This window comes from Ruminococcus flavefaciens AE3010, assembly GCF_000526795.1.
In the GTDB taxonomy this organism is placed as follows: Bacteria; Bacillota; Clostridia; order Oscillospirales; family Ruminococcaceae; genus Ruminococcus; species Ruminococcus flavefaciens_D.
Genome location: NZ_JAGT01000001.1, coordinates 1,607,064 through 1,626,730 on the forward strand (window position 1 = coordinate 1,607,064; position 19,667 = coordinate 1,626,730).

The 19,667-nt window shown below is 47.9% G+C and carries 12 protein-coding genes; 4 read left to right on the top strand and 8 right to left on the bottom strand.

Annotation, left to right across the window (positions count from 1 at the left end):
* Positions 1–88: 88 nt before the first annotated feature.
* From N774_RS0106905 to N774_RS0106945, 8 genes are all read right to left on the bottom strand, one after another.
* A complete protein-coding gene (locus N774_RS0106905; protein WP_051463385.1) occupies positions 89–1,222 on the bottom strand; it encodes a glycoside hydrolase family 10 protein in 1,134 nt (377 codons plus the stop codon).
* Positions 1,223–1,372: 150 nt separating this feature from the next.
* Complete coding sequence (gene rpoC, locus N774_RS0106915) at positions 1,373–5,095, bottom strand: DNA-directed RNA polymerase subunit beta' (protein WP_024860541.1); 3,723 nt, start codon at positions 5,093–5,095, stop codon at positions 1,373–1,375.
* Positions 5,096–5,227: 132 nt separating this feature from the next.
* Positions 5,228–9,148, bottom strand: coding sequence for a DNA-directed RNA polymerase subunit beta (gene rpoB / locus N774_RS0106920; protein WP_024860542.1), 3,921 nt, complete (start codon positions 9,146–9,148; stop codon positions 5,228–5,230).
* A gap of 294 nt (positions 9,149–9,442) precedes the next feature.
* Positions 9,443–10,492 carry a TraB/GumN family protein gene (locus N774_RS0106925; RefSeq protein WP_024860543.1) on the bottom strand — a complete coding sequence of 350 codons (1,050 nt, stop codon included), beginning with the start codon at positions 10,490–10,492 and terminating at the stop codon, positions 9,443–9,445.
* A gap of 13 nt (positions 10,493–10,505) precedes the next feature.
* Positions 10,506–11,177, bottom strand: a complete 672-nt coding sequence (locus N774_RS0106930) for a FadR/GntR family transcriptional regulator (RefSeq protein WP_024860544.1) — start codon at positions 11,175–11,177, stop codon at positions 10,506–10,508.
* 189 nt (positions 11,178–11,366) lie between these two features.
* Entirely contained in the window at positions 11,367–12,314 is a 948-nt protein-coding gene (locus tag N774_RS0106935; protein ID WP_024860545.1) for a PPK2 family polyphosphate kinase, read from the bottom strand.
* Positions 12,315–12,367: 53 nt separating this feature from the next.
* On the bottom strand, positions 12,368–13,345 hold the full coding sequence (locus N774_RS18160) for a DUF4003 family protein (protein ID WP_024860546.1): 978 nt from the start codon (positions 13,343–13,345) through the stop codon (positions 12,368–12,370).
* A gap of 273 nt (positions 13,346–13,618) precedes the next feature.
* Positions 13,619–16,000 (bottom strand): dockerin type I repeat-containing protein, encoded by a 2,382-nt coding sequence (locus N774_RS0106945; RefSeq protein ID WP_024860547.1) that lies wholly within the window; start codon positions 15,998–16,000, stop codon positions 13,619–13,621.
* A 344-nt stretch (positions 16,001–16,344) separates the two neighbouring features.
* On the opposite strand from N774_RS0106945, the gene N774_RS0106950 reads away from it, so the two are divergent.
* The 4 genes from N774_RS0106950 to N774_RS0106965 all read left to right on the top strand — a co-directional run bounded on the left by N774_RS0106950 (position 16,345) and on the right by N774_RS0106965 (position 19,408).
* The gene (locus N774_RS0106950) at positions 16,345–17,019 is read left to right on the top strand and encodes a response regulator transcription factor (protein WP_024860548.1); all 675 of its coding nucleotides are present in this window, start codon (positions 16,345–16,347) and stop codon (positions 17,017–17,019) included.
* 5 nt (positions 17,020–17,024) lie between these two features.
* Entirely contained in the window at positions 17,025–18,776 is a 1,752-nt protein-coding gene (locus tag N774_RS0106955; protein WP_024860549.1) for a sensor histidine kinase, read from the top strand.
* Between the two features lie 69 nt (positions 18,777–18,845).
* A complete protein-coding gene (locus N774_RS0106960; RefSeq protein WP_024860550.1) occupies positions 18,846–19,037 on the top strand; it encodes a hypothetical protein in 192 nt (63 codons plus the stop codon).
* Positions 19,038–19,039: 2 nt separating this feature from the next.
* Entirely contained in the window at positions 19,040–19,408 is a 369-nt protein-coding gene (locus N774_RS0106965; RefSeq protein ID WP_024860551.1) for a C-GCAxxG-C-C family protein, read from the top strand.
* The last annotated feature ends 259 nt before the right edge of the window (positions 19,409–19,667 follow it).

Here is a 19,667-nt window from a genome sequence, read left to right on the forward strand (position 1 = left end):
TATATCACAATTGAGGCAAAAAGTCAATATCAGCCGTGATATTTTGCAAATTATCCGCGATAAACAGCATATCCATGCAATTATTGCGTCAGTAATACAGCGCATATCCGTCTGCTGAGGACTCTTTCACGGCAGCTATCTGCTTATCTATTATGTCGGAGTCGTTTATCCACTCCAGCTCTCCCGCCGCGCCTGCCCACTTGTCCTCTCTCCCGAGCTTATATGGAGCAAGTCCAACTATCAGCGAAACTCCCCCATTCACCAATTCTTCCCACTGAGCAAGGGTCGGCAGAAATGGGCAGCACTCATTTTCAAAGCCGAAATACAGCTGCGGAACTATATAATCGCAGAAGCCCTCTCCTCTTCCCCACTGTCTTACATCTGCATACTGAGAGCTGTAATCGCTGTCGATATTTCCCTGTGGACTTATACCGAAAAGCAGCCTGTTATCGCGGGACTTCACAGTGTCGTGGAGCGCCTTGACATATCGGCTGACTATCTCTGTACGCCACGCCTCAAGGTCAGTACTGCCGCTGCTTTCAAAGGCTTCGCGGTCAAAATCCTCGTCAGTGGTGGGATAAAAATAATCATCGATGTGGACTCCGTCAACGTCGTAATTATCCAGTATCTCGCCGACAGTATCCTCAAGTAGCCCGACCGCCTCTGCATAGGCAGGAGCAAGATACCAGCGCCCGTTAACGGCTTTAACATATGGCTCCCCTTCATTTATCCACTTTTTTATAATAAAGTCGTCGGGCAGAGCTGACATCTCCTCTTCTGTTTGCAGGCGCAGCGGATTTATCCACGCATGGACTGATATTCCCAGTTTATGGGCTTCTTCGATGACTATCCTGAGAGGATCGTAGTTCCCGTCGAGAAAAGCTCCGTCGGGGTATATCTCCGAGCGGTAGTAGGCGTCACCGTTAGGGTGAGCGTGAAAATACAAAGTATTCACGCTCTCGGCAGCTCCGTCCTGAAGCAGCTCCGCAACAGCATTTCGGAACTGCTCCTCGCTTTTCCCCTGCATTATCTCGGGAAATCTCACATACGGCAGCCACATTCCCACCTGCTCCGAATAGTTCAGCGGAATATTTCTCAGGGGCTCTGCGGCAGGCGGTACTGAGCCTATCAGTGTCTCGGAGCTGCTCTCTAATGGCATGGCTGAGCAGCCTGACGATAACAAAAAAGCAGCCGCACAGGCAGCTGCAAAGAATTTCTTCATACATCTCACCTCACTGCATTATATGCATTTGGCGGACATGATATGCTCAGTTTTGTGACAACGTCCCGCAAATGATCATTTAACGGGCGGATAATATCCGCCCCTACATGATAAAAAGCTCCCGAAGAATTGTCCTCGGGAGCTTTGAAGTTATATCTGGTTTGCCATAGGAGCTGTTGTATTGTGCTCCCCGTAGCCTTCGTTCTTAACGACCTCAACGTTTCTGTAGCACTCCATACCTGTACCTGCGGGTATGAGCTTACCGATGATAACGTTCTCCTTGAGTCCGAGGAGTCGGTCGCTCTTACCTCTGATAGCTGCGTCTGTGAGAGCCTTTGTAGTCTCCTGGAATGATGCAGCCGACATGAAGCTGTCTGAATTTGATGAAGCCTTTGTGATACCCTGAAGAACAGGACTTGTCTGAACAAGCTGTACATCGTACTCGCCTGCATCGATACGAGCCTGAAGCTCTTCATTGATAGCGTCGATCTCCTTGCTGTCAACAAGAGTACCCGGAAGCAGATAGCTGCTGCCTGTTTCCTCTACCTTGATCTTGCGGAGCATCTGACGAACGATAACTTCGATATGCTTATCGTTGATATCAACACCCTGTAAGCGGTAAACCTTCTGAACTTCATTGATGATGTAGTTCTGAACAGCCTGTGTGCCGAGGATATTGAGGATATCAGCGGGATAGATGTTACCTTCTGTAAGACGTGTGCCCTTTTCGATGACCTCGCCCTCCTGAACTCTGATCTTGAGGTTGTAGGGGATCATATAGCTTTCGGACTCGCCTGTCTCATCGTTGGTAACGATGATATTTCTTGTGGTCTTGACCTCTTCGATGTGTATCTTACCATCGATTCTGGAGAGGATAGCTGCGCCCTTCGGACGTCTGCTCTCGAAGAGTTCCTCAACACGGGGAAGACCCTGTGTGATATCTTCTGCGTCGGCGGAAGCAACACCACCGGTATGGAAGGTTCTCATGGTAAGCTGTGTACCCGGCTCACCGATGGACTGAGCAGCGATTACGCCGACAGCCTCACCAACTGATACCATATTGTTGAATGCAAGGTTTGCACCGTAGCACTTTGAGCATACACCTGTTCTTGACTTACATGTAAGAACCGAACGTATCTTTATTCTCTCGATGCCGCTGTCAACTATCTTCTTAGCGTCAGCGTCATTGATGAGCTTATTGCGTGATACGATAAGCTCGCCCGACTCGTCGCGGAGGTCCTCAGAGAGGAATCTTCCCACAAGACGCTCCTCAAACGGCTCAACGATCTCGTTGCCGTTCTTGATCTCGAATACCTCGATACCGTCTGTAGTTCCGCAGTCCTCCTCACGAATGATAACGTCCTGAGAAACGTCAACAAGACGACGTGTAAGGTAACCTGAGTCAGCGGTACGGAGAGCCGTATCGGCAAGACCCTTTCTCGCGCCTCGTGACGCGATAAAGTACTCTAAGATGTTAAGACCTTCACGGTAGTTAGCTCTGATCGGGATCTCGATAACGCCGCCCGAGGTATTAGCGATAAGTCCACGCATACCCGCAAGCTGTCTGATCTGTGAGATACTACCACGGGCACCTGAGTCAGCCATCATCCAGATAGGATTGTAGCGGTCAAAGTTTGCCTTCAGAGCGGCAGTAACCTTGTCGTTTGTATCAGTCCAGAGAGCGATGACCTTCTTGGACTTCTCCTGTGCGGAGATATAGCCGTACTCGTACTCGCTTGTGATCTCAGCGACCTCTGCATCAGCCTCAGCAAGGATAGTTTTCTTCTGTGGCGGGATAGAAGCGTCGCAGACAGCAACGGTAAGAGCTGCTCTTGTGGAGTATTTATAACCGAGAGCCTTGATACGGTCAAGTACCTCGGAGGTAGTTGTTGTGCCGTGTATCTTTATGCAGCGCTCGATGATGTCGGAGAGCTGCTTCTTGCCAACGAGGAATGCAATTTCAAGGTCGAACTGCTTGTCGGAGTTGGTTCTGTCAACGTAGCCCAGATTCTGCGGGATATTCTCGTTGAAGATAAGACGTCCTACTGTAGCGTCGATGATCTTGGATACCTTCTTGTCGCCGATATCCTTTGTGATCTTTACCTTGATGTTAGCGTGGAGGGATACGTCATGCTCATTGTAAGCCATGAGTGCCTCGTTAACATCGCGGAATACCTTGCCCTCGCCGGGTTCACCGGGCTTATCCATGGTCAGGTAGTAAGAACCCAGTACCATATCCTGTGAAGGAACGGCAACAGGCTTACCGTCTGAAGGCTTCAGCAGGTTGTTTGCAGCAAGCATGAGGAAACGTGCCTCAGCCTGAGCCTCTGCGGAAAGAGGAAGATGTACAGCCATCTGGTCGCCGTCGAAGTCAGCGTTGAAGGCTGAGCATACCAGCGGGTGGAACTTGATAGCACGACCCTCAACGAGGATAGGCTCGAATGCCTGGATACCAAGTCTGTGGAGCGTGGGGGCACGGTTGAGCATTACAGGGTGATCCTTGATAACGTCCTCAAGTGCGTCCCAAACCTTGTTGTCTGCACGGTCGATGAGCTTTCTTGCACTCTTTATGTTAGCGATGGCCTTTTTATCAACAAGTCTCTTTAATACGAAGGGCTTGAAGAGCTCCAGTGCCATTTCCTTAGGAAGACCGCACTGATACATTTTGAGCTCAGGTCCTACGACGATAACCGAACGTCCCGAGTAGTCAACACGCTTACCGAGAAGGTTCTGACGGAAACGTCCCTGCTTACCCTTGAGCATATCGGAAAGAGATTTGAGAGCACGGTTGCTTGGACCTGTAACAGGTCGGCCGTGTCTGCCGTTGTCTATGAGAGCGTCAACAGCTTCCTGAAGCATACGCTTCTCGTTTCTTACGATGATGTCGGGAGCGTCAAGCTCTAACATTCTCTTTAAACGGTTGTTTCTGTTGATAACTCTTCTGTAGAGATCGTTAAGATCTGATGTTGCATAGCGTCCGCCGTCCAGCATTATCATAGGGCGGATATCAGGCGGTATAACGGGAACTACGCTGAGTATCATCCACTCAGGCTTGTTGCCTGAGAGACGGAATGCCTCGATTATCTGGAGTCTCTTGAGAAGCTTTACCTTCTTCTGACCGCTTGGGAGACCGACCAGCTCAGCCTTGAGGTCGTCAGCAACGATCTCAATGTTGTTTCTCCAGTCGATGTCCTCCAGCTCTCTGAACTTCTGGCACTCCTCGCACTCACACTCTGTGGGCTTGTTGTAGCACTCGATCTTCTTGCCGCCGAGAGATATCTTGCCCATTTCGATGAGTCTCTGCTTGTGAGTATCGTATCTTGCGGGATCATACTCGTTGAGGAGCTTTCTGATAGCCTCAGCGCCCATCTCAGCCTTGAAGTCGTCGCCGTACTTCTCTAAATATGAAAGGTACTCCTTCTCGGAGAGGAGCTGCTTTTTGAGGAGCTCTGTATTGCCGGGGTCTGTTACGATATACTTTGTGAAGTAGAGAACTTCCTCCAGTCTCTTCTGAGACACCTCAAGCACCTGTCCGATACGGGAAGGTGTACCCTTGAAGTACCAGATGTGAGAAACGGGAGCAGCCAGCTCGATGTGGCCCATTCTCTCTCTTCTTACTCTTGCTCTTGTTACCTCAACGCCGCAGCGGTCGCATATTTTGCCCTTGAAGCGTATCTTCTTGAACTTACCGCAGTGGCACTCCCAGTCCTTTGTAGGTCCGAAGATCCTTTCGCAGAAAAGACCGTCGCGCTCGGGCTTCTGGGTTCTGTAATTTATAGTTTCAGGTCTTTCAACTGCGCCGTGAGACCAGCTTCTGATCTGCTCGGGTGACGCAAGACCTATCTTTATCGATTCAAAAGTTGTAAATTCCAAACTGCTACCTCCTGATTATTAATTCGGAATTTGAATTCGGAATCATGCACCGCAGCCTGCTCCGTATAACTCAGGAGCAGCGCCGTGGTCAATCATTATTCGTATCCGCTTTTTTTATTCGTTTACCTGTGATCAATCCTCGTCATCGAAGCTGTATCCGTCACCGTCGTCGTCGCCAAGATCAAGAACATCCTCATCGTCATCATCACCGATGCCGAATTCGTCCTCATCTTCATCGAACTCGTCGCCGAAGCCGTCAACGAGATCAGGATCGCCGTCCTCGTCCTCGCCTTCGATACCGAAGCCTGCATCGCCCAGATCGCTCTCACTGAAGTCTGAGCTGTCGCCTGTATCCTCATCATCGTAGGATCCGCGGGGCGGCATTGGATCTTCGTCGTCGAAGTTCTGAGTGAGGTCGATCTCCTCCTGATTTTCATCAAGTACCTTAACGTCGAGACAAAGTGACTGCATTTCCTTGATAAGAACCTTGAAGGACTCGGGGATACCCGGAGTAGGAACGTTCTGTCCCTTAACGATAGCCTCGTAGGTATTGACACGTCCGATAGTATCATCAGACTTGACTGTAAGGATCTCCTGAAGGGTGTAAGCTGCACCGTAAGCTTCAAGAGCCCAAACTTCCATTTCTCCGAAACGCTGTCCGCCGAACTGTGCCTTACCGCCAAGAGGCTGCTGTGTAACCAGTGCGTAAGGACCGACTGAACGAGCGTGTATCTTATCGTCAACGAGGTGGTGGAGCTTGAGGTAGTACATATAGCCCACCGTTACGCGGTTATCGAACTTTTCACCTGTACGTCCGTCGTAAAGGGTAAACTTACAATCCTCTGTGAATTCCAGAGCATTGGGGTTGATAACTTTATCCATAGCCTTGAGCTCGAACATATCGTCCTTATGCTCAATGGCGTGGTCGTTTGCCATCTTGAAGCACTCACGGATATCGTCCTCGTGAGCGCCGTCGAATACAGGAGTCATGATGTGCCAGCCCAGAGCCTTACAAGCCATACCGAGATGTACTTCAAGTACCTGTCCGATGTTCATTCGTGAAGGAACGCCGAGAGGATTGAGCACGATGTCGAGAGGTGTACCGTCAGGAAGGAATGGCATATCCTCCTCGGGAAGTATACGTGAAACGACACCCTTGTTACCGTGTCTACCGGCCATCTTATCGCCGACAGTGATCTTACGCTTCTGAGCGATATAGCAGATAACGCGCATATTTACGCCTGCTGAGAGCTCGTCGCAGTTCTCTCTTGTGAATACCTTTACATCAACGATAACGCCCGATTCACCGTGAGGTACCTTGAGGGAGTTATCACGTACTTCTCTTGCCTTCTCACCGAAGATAGCGCGGAGAAGTCTTTCCTCTGCGGTAAGCTCTGTCTCACCCTTAGGTGTTACCTTACCAACGAGGATATCGCCTGAATTGACCTCCGAACCGATACGGATGATACCGTTCTCGTCAAGGTTAGCCAGTGCGTCATCACCCACATTGGGGATATCTCTTGTTATTTCCTCGGGACCGAGCTTTGTATCACGGCACTCGATCTCATATTCTTCGATATGAACAGATGTAAATACATCTTCTCTTACAAGTCTCTCGTTAAGAAGTACAGCGTCCTCGTAGTTGTAGCCTTCCCAAGTCATGAAGCCGATGAGGGCATTCTTACCGAGGGAGATCTCTCCGTCTGCTGTAGCGGGACCGTCTGCAAGTACCTGACCCTTCTTGACCTCTTCGCCTGCTGTGACGATAGGTCTCTGGTTTACGCAGGTACCCTGGTTGGAACGCTTGAACTTGATGAGCTCGTACTTGTGCTCAACGCCGTCGGTATCCACCATAGTGATCTTGTCAGCGTCAACATAAGTGATCTTTCCGTCGTAGTCGGAAACAATGCATACGCCCGAGTCAACGGCAGCCTTGTACTCCATACCTGTACCAACGAAGGGACGCTCTGTCTTGAGAAGCGGAACAGCCTGTCTCTGCATGTTGGAGCCCATGAGAGCACGGTTCGCGTCATCGTTTTCGAGGAACGGGATCATGGAGGTAGCAACTGAAACGACCATCTTAGGAGATACGTCCATGTAGTCAACGTTTTCTCTTGGGCACTCAAGGATCTGCTCACGGAAACGTGCGTTTACACGGGGTCTTGCAAGCTTTCCGTCCTCAGTGATAGGCTCGTTTGCCTGAGCAACAACGAAGTTGTCCTCCATATCGGCAGTCATGTAAACTACCTCGTCGGTAACGACGCCTGTAGCCTTGTCTACCTTTCTGTAAGGAGCCTCGATGAAGCCGTATTCGTTTATTCTTGCGAAAGTAGCCAGATAGGAGATAAGTCCGATGTTAGGTCCTTCAGGAGTCTCGATAGGACACATTCTTCCGTAGTGGCTGTAGTGAACGTCACGTACCTCAAATCCTGCACGGTCTCTTGAAAGACCTCCGGGTCCGAGAGCTGAAAGACGTCTCTTATGAGTAAGCTCGGCAAGAGGGTTGTTCTGATCCATGAACTGTGACAGAGGTGAGGAGCAGAAGAACTCCTTCATAGCCGAAGATATAGGTCTTATATTGATAAGGGTCTGAGGAGTGAGAGTATTCACGTCCTGAGTCTGGAGGTTCATTCTCTCGCGGATACCGCGCTCCATACGTGTATAGCCGATACGGAACTGGTTCTGGAGGAGCTCGCCGACTGAACGGATACGTCTGTTGCCCAGATGGTCGATATCGTCAACAGTACCAACGCCCTCGCAGAGGTTGAGGAAGTAGCTGATAGAAGCTCTGATATCGTCGAGTGTGATGTACTTTGGTGAGAGCTCGTCAGCCTTCTTCTTGATAGTCTCCTCAAGCTCGTCAGCGTCAGCGGCATTGTCCATGATATCCTTGAGGACGCTGAAGGATACCTTCTCGTTGATGCCGTACTTCTCAGCGTCGAAATCAACGTAGCCCTTGATATCTACCATGCCGTTGCCGATGACCTTGACAGTCTTCTCCACCATGCGGATATTTGTCTCACCGCGTTCGTCGGTGTAGTATTCCTTGGCTTCAACGTTTACGAATGCGCTGTAAACGCCTGCCTGCTCGATCTCGCAAGCCTTGTCGTAGGTAAGAGTTTCACCTGCGTCTGCGAGTATCTCACCTGTCATCTCGTTGATGATAGGCTGTGCAAGAGTTCTGCCCGAAAGACGTGAAGCTATGCCCAGCTTCTTGTTATACTTGTAGCGTCCGAAACGGCAGAGGTCATATCTCTTAGCCTCGAAGAAGAGGTTGTTGAGGTGGCTTACTGCACTTTCGACCGTAGGAGGCTCGCCGGGGCGGAGCTTCTTGTATACATCTATGAGGGCGTCTGAGCGGTTCTTTGTCTGATCCTTCTGGAGGATAGTCTGTCTGAGGCGCTCATCATCGCCGTATGTCTCAAAGATCTCGTCGTCAGTACCCTCTTCGCCGAGAGCTCTGATGAATGTAGTAAGCGGGATCTTTCTATTCTTATCTATGCGGACGTAAACAACGTCGTTTGAATCCTGCTCATACTCCAGCCACGCACCGCGGTTAGGGATTATCTGTGAGCTGAACAGGTCTTTACCCGTCTTATCCTTGGTGAAGGAGTAGTAAACACCGGGGGAACGGACGAGCTGTGATACGATAACACGCTCTGCACCGTTTATGACGAAGGTACCGCTGTCTGTCATAAGGGGGAAGTCACCCATATAGATCTCACTTTCGCTGACAGCGCCAGTTTCCTTGTTTGCAAGGGTCGCAGTCGCTCTCATAGCGACCTGATAGGTAGCTCCTCTTGATTTACATTCTGCGAGAGTGTACTTGGGAGTATCGTCAAAGCGGTAGTCCTTGAAGTTGAGGACGAGATTGCCGTTGTAGTCGGTAATAGCAGTCATTTCGCGGAATACCTCGCGAAGACCTTCTTCCTTGAACCACTTATACGAGTTCTTCTGCACCTCGATAAGGTTCGGCATCTCCAGAGGCTCGGTAATCTTACCGAAGCTCATTCTGACATTCTTTCCCAGCTGCTTAGGTGTAACATTCACCATAGGCGGAACCTCCTTGTATTTTTTTGCTGCTATGCCAACCCACACAGTGTAAGCAGAGCAGATCTGTTTGTTGCTATCGTACCACAGAAAAATTTTTGCAGAAACTATTGACAAGTCACTGCTTTGTATGCTATAATATCTTGCAAAATAGCGATACTATTCCATATTGATACATTATAACATTATAATACAGTTTTTGTCCCATGTCAAGGGGCTCCGCGAAGATTTATAAAAAAGCGCCGAATTTGAAAACCATTCGGCGCTTTTTTTGTTTGATTTAGTAATATCTGACATTCAGTCCACTCTTTCGACCTTGTAGCCCTCAGCTGAAAGGGCACGGTCAACGCTCTTTTCTCCCGCAAAGCTTGTGATATTCACGATGATAAAGGGCTTGTCACCCTCTGCAAGGAACTCCTCCACCTTAGAGGTTATCGCCTCATTCTTGGGGTAAAGAGTAGCTTCAAGATAGTCTTCGTAGTCGTCGTCAAGATCAGACGAACGGTCGAGCCAGTAGAGCTCCTCGGCAAGAGGCTCGACGTCACCTCTTGCCCATTGGTTGTACTGCTCGGCAAGAGTTTTTGTGAATAAGCCTATATCCTCTGCACGTCTGATAGTATCGCTTATCATAAAATCAGACAGCTCGTCGGTACCTGCGTCCATAGCTCTCAGCTGAGAATCTGCATCAGCAAGGCTTATCACCTTTTTGTTCTCCATTTTTGCCATAGTGACAAATCTCGAATCAAGCGTCTCCATGAGAATATTCCTAACATTTCCCACAGCTACTGCATTTACCTGCGAAGCCCAGAAGCTTGCGGAATAGCCGTCCATCATATTATTGTAGAAGAAATACTTTGACAGATACTCCTTTGCCTTATTATAGGTCTCTTCGGAGATATGATCGGTTATGCTGGTACCATCGGTATAGACCATATGACTGTAGAATTCCTGCATGCTTTCCATATCCTGAGTCATGTTGCTCATGTCGAACTCGACTGCTACGGAATCACTGTTTTTATAGGCGTCCATAACATAGTCGGGCAGGGGCAGTGTATTATCGGTCATGAAGTAAACCATCCCGAACATATAAAGTGAATTGCCGTTATTGGGGTCTGTTACCTTCCACAGTGCAGGTTTTGACTCCTTTACTGTGATATATGAGTTAAGATCGTTGGCATTTGTATTTTTTTCAGCCGACTCAGTTCCCTTTTCCCCTTCTGCCGAAGTTGTATCCTGCACGCCCGATGTCTTCTGGCTTTCATCGACATGGAGCTCATTATTGCAGGAAACAGCGCTCAAAGCAACCAGTGCCGCCATAAGAGCGGCAAAGAACCCTCTTTTCCTCATACTAATCCTTTCCTTAGCCGAAGCTCTCGTCTATTATATTATAGTGTGTATCGATGGCGCGGAAGCAGAATTCGATATCACCCGTAATGATGCCCTGTACTATTTTCTCATGGGCATCCTGAAGTCTCATGCGCACATCGTGGTCGGCAGTTGTGAGAAAATCATCTATCCAGCGCATATACACCTCTGATACAGCATTCATGAAGGTTATCCAGAAGCTGTTTTCCGTAGCGTAAATAAGCGAATAGTGGAAATCCCTGTCTGCCACAGTCTGCTCCTCAGTGCCCTCGGAATCCTTGAGCCTGTTGAGAGCAGCAACGATCTTAAGCTTGTTTTCCGAGCTGCAGCCCTTTGCAACAAGGTAGCTGCACACGGTCTTTTCCATGCTTCTTCTGAAAGAACATATCTCTTCTTTTGAAGTCCTGTTCATCAGAAGCATGATATCCATCGCAGAGGCGATAGAATCAGAGATATTATCCGTAAGATAATTTCCCGAGCCTTGTTTTCCATTGACTATACCAAGTATCTCAAGTCCCCTGAGCGCCTCACGGACAGTATTTCGGCTTATGCCGAGCTTTTCCGATATACTGCGCTCCGTCGGAAGCTTGTCCCCTACCTGCAGCATTCCGCTTCTGATAAGGTCGAGTATATAATCAATAGTCTTGCGGTATTCACTGTTTCCCATAGCTTCCTCCCTGAAAATAAAATATAAAAAAATATATAAAAGAATATAAATAATTTATATACACAAAAAATTATATCATATTTTTCTTGTCAAGTCAACATATAATATGTGATTATACGATGAAATAACGCAAATATTGCTATTTTATATAGAGAAGCCCCTGTCGTTGCGAAAACAGGGGCTGATCTTTTACTTTTTCGACTTCTTTTTGGACTTTTTCTTCGGCTCGTCCGGCTTCTTTTCATCCTTTGCGCTTTCATACTCAGCCATAGCGTCCGCAAGTATCTGTCTGCACTGAGGGAGCTTTTCGGCTTCCTCGGGCGGAAGTGCAGGATATTCGGGCTTGCAGGCTTTCAGCTCACTGAGAAGTATCTCGGTAATGAGATATCTGGTGTACCACCTCTGGTCTCCCGGCAGAACATACCACGGACTGTGCTTGGTTGAGGTCTCATTGATAACATCATTGAAGCATTTGAGGTATGCGTCATACTTGTCGCGGACTTTAAGGTCGTTTGCACGGAATTTCCAGTTTTTTTCGGGAAGCTCGATACGCTCAAGAAGCTGACCTGTCTGCTCTTCCTTTGAAACATGAAGGAATATCTTGACCATGCGGTAGCTGTTCTCATAGAGGTACTCCTCGAAGTTGTTCACCTGCTCATAGCGCTTTCCGAAGAATTTCTTCTTTGTATCGTCAAGAACACGGTCGGACATATGGTAATTCTTCCATATCTCCTCAGCCTGCACGGTAACGAGGTCCTCATAGTGGCTGCGGTTGAAAACCGCTATCTCTCCCCTGCGAGGTATATTATTGTGGATACGCCAGAGATAGTCATGAGCAAGCTCGTCTGCGGTAGGAGCTTTGTAATAATGCACCTTTACGCCCATGGGATTCATTCCGCTGAAAACGTATTTTATAGCCGAGTCCTTACCGGAGGCGTCAAGAGCCTGTATAACAACGATAAGTCCCTCTCTGCCGTCAGCGTAGAACTTATCCTGCAGGGCAATGAGCTCCTGCTTGTTAGCCTCGTATTTAGCAATTATATCTTCTTTTTCAACGTTGTCTTCCTTGCTGTTGGTAGGAAGCTTTCTGATGTCTGTTTTCTTGTTTTCTGCTATGATATATTTATCGGCTTTCATCGTGGTCCTCCTCTTGGTTTTAAGTTATATCGTTTCCTGCTTTAAGTTTATCGCTATTCGGGCACAACAGGGGCAACGGTCATCATGCTGTATACCATTACCGAGTACAGTGCAGCCTGTCTTGCTGCAAGGAGCGCTCGTCTTTCATTTCGGTCGCCCACGTTCTCATCGCTGGCATAGGCTGTGGTCAGCAGCATGAACGCATGGCTAACGGGCTCGCTCCTGCCGAACTCGGATAAATCGGCAATGGTATTATGCTCGGAAAGGAAATTCTCAACGTCGCTTATATCGCTGAGTATCTCCCCACTGTCAAACTTTGTCATAGCCAGTGCTGCCAGCATTGCAAGCTCATAATGCTTGCCGTATTTGCGTCCCTTTTTGATCATACTGTCATAAAGCTCCATGAACTTGGCGCACTTTTCCTCAGGCTTTCCGCCCGCCATAGCCAGCACATGTGACACAGTCTGTATACTGTTCTTATCGGCGCTGTGTTTCAGAAGCTTGTAGCTCTCCTCCATATCCTCGATGAGCTCGTCGTCGGACTTCTCCGAAAAAGCCAGCATTATGGCAAAAGCCACGTCTTCCTTGGTGGTGAGGATACGGTGCTCCTTTTTCATGCGGTCGTAGATCTGCCTGCCGCGCTTTATGTAGTCCTCCGCATTGCTCTTGTCCGTTATCCTCTGGAGCATTACCGCCATAAGAGCAAGGTGCTCGGAATTGGTAAAGTACTTCCTGAGGATATCGTAGCATTCAAGACATCTCTCCATGCCGCCCCGCGGGTCGCCGCTTACAGAGAGCCACGACGCTATCAGCGGTCTTATGGTACTGCGGAAGCTTGACAGCATCTTGCTGTTTTCCTTTATAAGAGCCATGCTGTTCCTGTATTTTTCAAGGTCGAACTCCGTGTCCGCAGTGCACATAACATTTGCACATACAGGATAAAGGATATCCCTCTCCAGAGGGCAGAAATCGGTAAACAGCCCCAGATTGAGCAGAAACTTATCACACAGAGTTTCAAGCAGCTCTTTCATGGTGCACCCCCTTTGTGTTCATCAATTTACATTTTTCACAAACACTTATTACAAATTTATATTATTATACCACATTGCGCAGGAAATTTCAATGCAAAAATGCTGATTTTTTATATTTTTTTGGACAAAAACGGCAAAAATATACCAAAAACATCATTTGTTGCGCTTTTTATATATAAAACGAGCCCTTTGTCAAGGACTCGTCTTGCTGCAAAAATCAAGAAAGCCCCCTCATTACAAGGAGACTTTCTGTTTATTAAAGAGGTAGAAGTATCATTCGTTTCCAATACCGAGGACGAATTTCTTCAGCAGAATGAGGTCGCCCACATCGAGCCTGTCGTTTCCGTTCAGGTCGCCTGCCTTGACGTCATATCCGCTGTAGTCCTCGCTGATGATAGCTTTTCTGCATGCGATGATATCAAAAGCATCTACTGCGCCGTCCATGTTCAGGTCGCCTGACACACCGCTGTAAAGCTGGTGGGGAGCTTCCTTTGCATTGATATTGAATGTGCATGTATTGAGGCTGAATGAGCCCTTGGGGCTGTTTGTCTCAAAGAATACCTCGCAGCGGTCGATAGCGGTCGTCGGGAAGCCTACGCTGTCCCAAGCCATGATATGCTTAGCCCAGTTAACGCTTCCGCTCACATGGATAGCTTCGCCCTTCTTGACAGCAGCGTCACACTTGATGCTTACACAGCGGTAAATATCATAGCCGCCGATGCCGCCGTTTCCAACCTTGTAGCGCAGATAGAATAGATCATACTTTGCGCCGTTGATGATAGCGGTATTCCTTTTCAGTACAGCATGGTCTTTCAGGAACGTATAGGGCAGTGTATTGTCATTTACCACACAATTCTCACCGTAAGCCTCAAATACATAATATTCCAGATTGGACTGTCCTGATTTGCAGCTTGCGCACAGAGCCCACTCGGTATCATTATCGGCTTCGATCTCAAGATCGGCGTCATAGTCCACCGAGAACTTTTCCATGCTGATATTTGAGGTGGTCTCCAGCTTCTTGACAAAGGACTTGTAATCGTCGCTCTCGTTCCACTCAGAGGTGAATCCGCCCGAGCCGTTGGGAGTCATATTGTAAGCTCCGCTCTCAGCATCGCTCCAGCTGTAGAAGGAGACCTTATTGTTTCTGCCCATGTCACTGCCCACATATAGGTCGAACTTGTTGACCTTAGCACTTCCGCTCAGCGAATCAGTACCCAGATTCATAGTGGAAACGTTAAGGGATACCTCATAAAGGTAGTCCACCTTCTCCACCTTTGCAGCAGCTTCCATATAAGCATCGAGGTGCTTCCTGATGTCTACGCTGCCTGTGAGCTTTGCATTTTCGGCAGTGCCCATATCGTAGTTCTCGACAACGCTCCAGTAGGTATATCTTGCATAGGGCGGCTGCTCGTTGGCATTTCCGTAGCCCTGGAAATGGAGCGGTATAGAACGGTAAAGCTTGAATATTCTTCCGTTGTCATTGACAGTGCCAAGCTCTACCACGTTCTGCATGTCAATGATCTTTTTGTAATTCACAGGGAAATCATTGTTCTTTCTTGCAAGAACAATATTGAACTCGTCCTTCCACATGTCGCCTGCATAATCATCGATCCAGCCGTGAATTGCAACATCGCAGGCGTTGCCGCCCGAAGAAGAACAACTCAGGTCGTAATCGGCAATAATGCAGTCCTCCTCGGTAAAGTCCACAGGATCCTCATTAAAGTTCTTTCCCTTTTTGAATGTTGTATTTGAAAGTGGTTCCCAGCTTGCTGAGAAACCGCCTCCGCCGAGGGAGGTCATCTCATAATCCGCCACAGGATTCTTCTGGTCCGCATTATAAAAATAACCGTCCTCGGGGAAAGCTTCCCTTTCCTTTTCCACAATATTTATCTCGCAGCTGTTAAGCGTCGCCTTGCCGCAGGATTTCCACGCATTAACATCGAGCACAACGCTGCATACGGCACTTTCCTCCATACCCAGCTTGTTCCATTCCTCGATATGCTTCGTAACATCGATAGAGCTTCTCAGCGTTACGCAGGCACCGCTTCCGATGCCGTTGTAGCGGCGCACGCTCAGATACTTTACTGTGCCCGCATCGGGAGAAAACATGTTTTTCGGAGCTTTCTTGCAATAGAGGTCATAAACGAGACCATTAACCTCATAGCTTCCGATACTCTGCATCTCCGAAGCTTCGGCAAAGTTTTTGCCGTTGAAATTGCACTGATAATCCACGATAGAGTATTCGATGTTATACAGCATACTCTGTGGGGTGAGGCAGCCATACGCCTCCACACGGGAACCGCCCTCGGGCGATTTCTCGTCAATTTCAGGCTCGAAATCCATGTCGTAGTTTATTACGACACTTTCAGGGGATTTCGGTACCTCCTCGAATGTGAGACCCTTGTAGAAATTACATTTCTCGATGCCGTTCCAGCTTGCGCTGTAACCGCCCTCGTAGTCGGGTTCAAAGGAGCATTCTCCGATTTGGCTCATGTTATAAAACTCATAGTGGTAGCCGTCAATATAGTATTGTTCATCTTGGTCGGAAGTAGCATAAGAACTGAGATTGGGCGAGAAGTTCAGCGACACAGCCGTAACGCACAGGGCTGCTGCTATCGTTCCCGTTATGAACTGCTTAGAGCTTTTAAAAATCATTTATATTTCCCCCTTTTTTCTGTAATCAACTGAAAAGCATGAGCCGATCGGGGATTTATGACTAAATTATATAATAAATTCATAAAAAAGACAAGCTAAAAATTGTTAATAAAAGATTAAGCCATATCAAAAATTGCGGTTTTATTCAAAAAATGTTATTTTTTTATTCAAAAGCTGTTCAAAAATTGACATCTTGCAGTCAAGGGGTTATAATTGAATCACAATATTTGATATGAGACTTTTGAATTTGTATGACCAAAAGTTACACAAAAAACCTTTCAAGGACACACAAAGGATACATCACCGAGCTATAATGAGCTCAGAACACAAAGGGAGCACGTGCTATGGATAAGATTCTTCTCGTAGAGGACGACCTCGACATCTGTGAGGTCATATGCAACTACTTTGAAACTAAAGGAACATCGGTCAATGCAGTCAACAGCGGCGGCGAAGCCTTCGACCTTATAAGGAACGGTCTTGAGGGCTACGATCTGGTGCTGCTGGATATAATGCTGCCCGAGACCGACGGCTTCACCCTGTGCAGACAGCTGCGCATGAGAAGCGATATCCCCGTTATATTCATCACCGCCCGCGGTCGCGAGGAGGATATCCTCAGCGGCTACGATCTGGGCTGCGACGACTATATCGTAAAGCCCTTTCTGCTCTCGGTGCTCTACAGCAAGTGTGAAGCCCTTGTGCGACGCGCATCGGGCACCGCTGAAAATACTGTTATCACCTGCGGCGGCATAAGCCTTGATACCCGAACTCTCCGCTGCTTTGCAGACGGTGCGGAAATAGAGCTCCCGCCAAAGGAGTTCGCTATCCTGCGCTATCTTTTAGAGCATGAGAACTGGGTAGTCACCCGCGACACTCTCCTTGACAAGGTGTGGGGCTATGACTACTTCGGCAGCGACCGCGTAGTGGATAATCACATAAAGAAACTGAGAAAAGCCCTCGGCAGCGCAGGTCCACAGATAAAGACTCTTGTGGGACGGGGGTATAAGCTGACAAAGGAGTGAGCAAAATGAAAAACAAGCTCTTCAAGCGCAGACCCAAGCGCACCACATTCCGGAAGATGTTTGCAAAGGCAATGATATTCCCTGTGGTATTCACGCTGATATTCTCATTCGTGCTTTTTTACGCAACGGAAAGGATAGCCTGCGAGCAGGCGCAGAGCCAGCAGGATCAATTAAACAGTACCATAATGGAAGCAGCAGTTGCGACCGAGGATAAAAATGATAAAATGGGCGGCACTATCAATTCATTAAGAATGAAAATGTGTCTGGGAACATATTATAACACACTGAATATCAGTGAATTTTTCGGCTACAGATTCCCTTTGCCTGAAACAGGAGTAACTTCATATGATAAAAACGGAAAAGCCGTTACTGCTATCATAGACAAGGACGGAAACGTGCTCATCTCAAATGCCGCAAAGATGTTCTGCATCATAAAATTTGACGAGAATCACGAGCATAACAAATGGCTATACTGCGATCCCGAGGAAACAGATATCCCCGCATTTCAGCAGCTTATCAAAAATCATCTGGATTCAAGATACTCTGATCACATCGCATATTCCTATGATATAACCAGCGCTTACGTTGATCTGCAAGAGCATAAGATGATACCTCATGTTATTCAGGTCAAAAACCTCTACTATAAAGACAAATATAATGAGTATGATGATGAAGCAGAAGAAACAGGAACAGAGGAAGTAGTAATAGATGTTGACAGCGCTTATCTTGAGGGCTATGAACTCATGGAATTCTCAGCAGACAAGTCCAGCTCCTCGGACGAGTTTACTTATCCGAGGTGTACCTTTGAAAACATCTGGGGTATTGAAAAGGAAAAGGTAGACGAAGCCATAAGCAGTCATTTCATCAAGGGAATGTCAGGTCACACTTACGAAAGCGATTACGACCTTGTCATGAACGAATCCATGACCCACAGCAGCGTTTTGATAAACGGCGAAAGATATACTCTTTTCTCGGATTACAAGGTCAATGTGTGGACAGAGTTTGCAAAGAAGATGTACTGCATTTTCGTAGCACTTTTCTTCCTGCTGCTGACCTTAATCGCCTTCCTCATATGCTGGCGCAAAAACGTGAAGAACAAGGCTCAGTACGCCTTTGAGGACTACCAGAGAGCTCTCACCAACAACCTCGCCCACGACCTGAAAACTCCCCTTGCGGTCATCGGCGGCTATGCCGAGAACCTCATGGAGATGCGGCGGAACAGTGCTGACGGGAAAGAGCTGAAATACCTGAGCTCCATTATGAACAACGTTTCCTACACCGACGACATCATCGCCAAAACACTGCAGCTCAGCGAGACCGAACAGATAAAGAAACTGAACAAAACGAAAGTCGATATAAAGGCTCTTGCGGAGAAGTCCGCGGAGAAATACAGCACCGCCCTCGAGGAGAGAAGTATAGACCTGAAAATTGAGGGCAAATGCGAAGTAACTGCCGACGAGTATACCTTAGCGGCAGCCGTTGAGAATCTTATCTCCAACGCCGTGAAGTACACCCGCGACGGCGGAAGCATTAAAATAACTTCCAATAAGAAGCGGTTCACCGTTGTCAACGATGTTGCGGAAAACATCGACACCAAGGACCTGCTGATGCCATTCGTCAAGGGCGATAAAGCCCGCAGCGACAAGAGCAGCAGTGGTCTCGGACTTGCCATAGCCTCGGCTGCTGCCGCACAGAACGGCTTCAGGGTCAAGGTGGACTGCAAGGACAAGAAATTCACCGCAGCTGTTGAGTTCTGACCGTATTTGACAAATCCCGCATATCAGGGTATAATATTCTCATCAAGTCCCGAGAACGGAGGAGCTGTCATGAGATACGAAATAATCGAGATATACGAGGAAGATTACGGCTGCGAGGGCATTCCAGAGGGCGAGGAGCTCATGTGTACTGTACTCATACGGGACGAAAACGGTCTCGATAAGCACATAAGGCTCGCCGACAGCTTCCTCACAGAAAATCAACTGAAAAAAGGCAGCACCCTGCTGCTGGAGGAGGTTTGAACATGGCAGAAAAAGCCAGCAAGGCAGTGGAAAACCACAAGCGATTCTACAGCTGCTCCGCTTCCGTGCTCTGCGCCTTTGCCGAAACAGCAGGCATGAGCGAGCAGGAGGCAAAAGCCGCTGCTGCACCCTTTGCAGGCGGAAAAATGGGAAAATGCGGAGCTGTTCTCGCTGCGGAATATGTGCTTTCCAAGCGTTTCCCCGACAGTGCGGACGAAAAGCTTGAAGCCTTTGAAAAGGAATTTACTGATTTGAACCGCTCGGTGATATGCCGTGAGCTCAAAGGAGCTCTCACAGGCGCTCCCCTGCGTTCATGCAGAGGCTGCGTTACCGACGCCGCTGAGATACTCGAAAGAATGTGCTCGGAATAAGATACACCCCGAAAACGGTCCGACCGACTGTGATGCTTTATATAGAGTATTACGTTCAGTCTTCGTCGTTTTCGGGGTCTTTTTTTCAACAATGGCTATACTTTACTGTAAAAATGAACTGATATTTGAATCAGAAAAGAAATATAACTGCTGCTCACCTTGATTTGAATGATTTTTCTTACAAATTCAACCAATGGTTGTATTCTGTCTATTATTATTCGCTTGTATTCAACCGCGAGTAGTGATACAATAGATTGTA

Excerpts from the sequence above, each read along its gene's own strand:
- N774_RS0106905 (WP_051463385.1), bottom strand. The coding sequence starts at position 1,222 with ATGAAGAAATTCTTTGCAGCTGCCTGTGCGGCTGCTTTTTTGTTATCG.
- rpoB (WP_024860542.1), bottom strand. The coding sequence starts at position 9,148 with ATGGTGAATGTTACACCTAAGCAGCTGGGAAAGAATGTCAGAATGAGC.
- N774_RS0106925 (WP_024860543.1), bottom strand. The coding sequence starts at position 10,492 with ATGAGGAAAAGAGGGTTCTTTGCCGCTCTTATGGCGGCACTGGTTGCT.
- N774_RS0106930 (WP_024860544.1), bottom strand. The coding sequence starts at position 11,177 with ATGGGAAACAGTGAATACCGCAAGACTATTGATTATATACTCGACCTT.
- N774_RS0106935 (WP_024860545.1), bottom strand. The coding sequence starts at position 12,314 with ATGAAAGCCGATAAATATATCATAGCAGAAAACAAGAAAACAGACATC.
- N774_RS18160 (WP_024860546.1), bottom strand. The coding sequence starts at position 13,345 with ATGAAAGAGCTGCTTGAAACTCTGTGTGATAAGTTTCTGCTCAATCTG.
- N774_RS0106945 (WP_024860547.1), bottom strand. The coding sequence starts at position 16,000 with ATGATTTTTAAAAGCTCTAAGCAGTTCATAACGGGAACGATAGCAGCA.
- N774_RS0106950 (WP_024860548.1), top strand. The coding sequence starts at position 16,345 with ATGGATAAGATTCTTCTCGTAGAGGACGACCTCGACATCTGTGAGGTC.
- N774_RS0106955 (WP_024860549.1), top strand. The coding sequence starts at position 17,025 with ATGAAAAACAAGCTCTTCAAGCGCAGACCCAAGCGCACCACATTCCGG.
- N774_RS0106960 (WP_024860550.1), top strand. The coding sequence starts at position 18,846 with ATGAGATACGAAATAATCGAGATATACGAGGAAGATTACGGCTGCGAG.
- N774_RS0106965 (WP_024860551.1), top strand. The coding sequence starts at position 19,040 with ATGGCAGAAAAAGCCAGCAAGGCAGTGGAAAACCACAAGCGATTCTAC.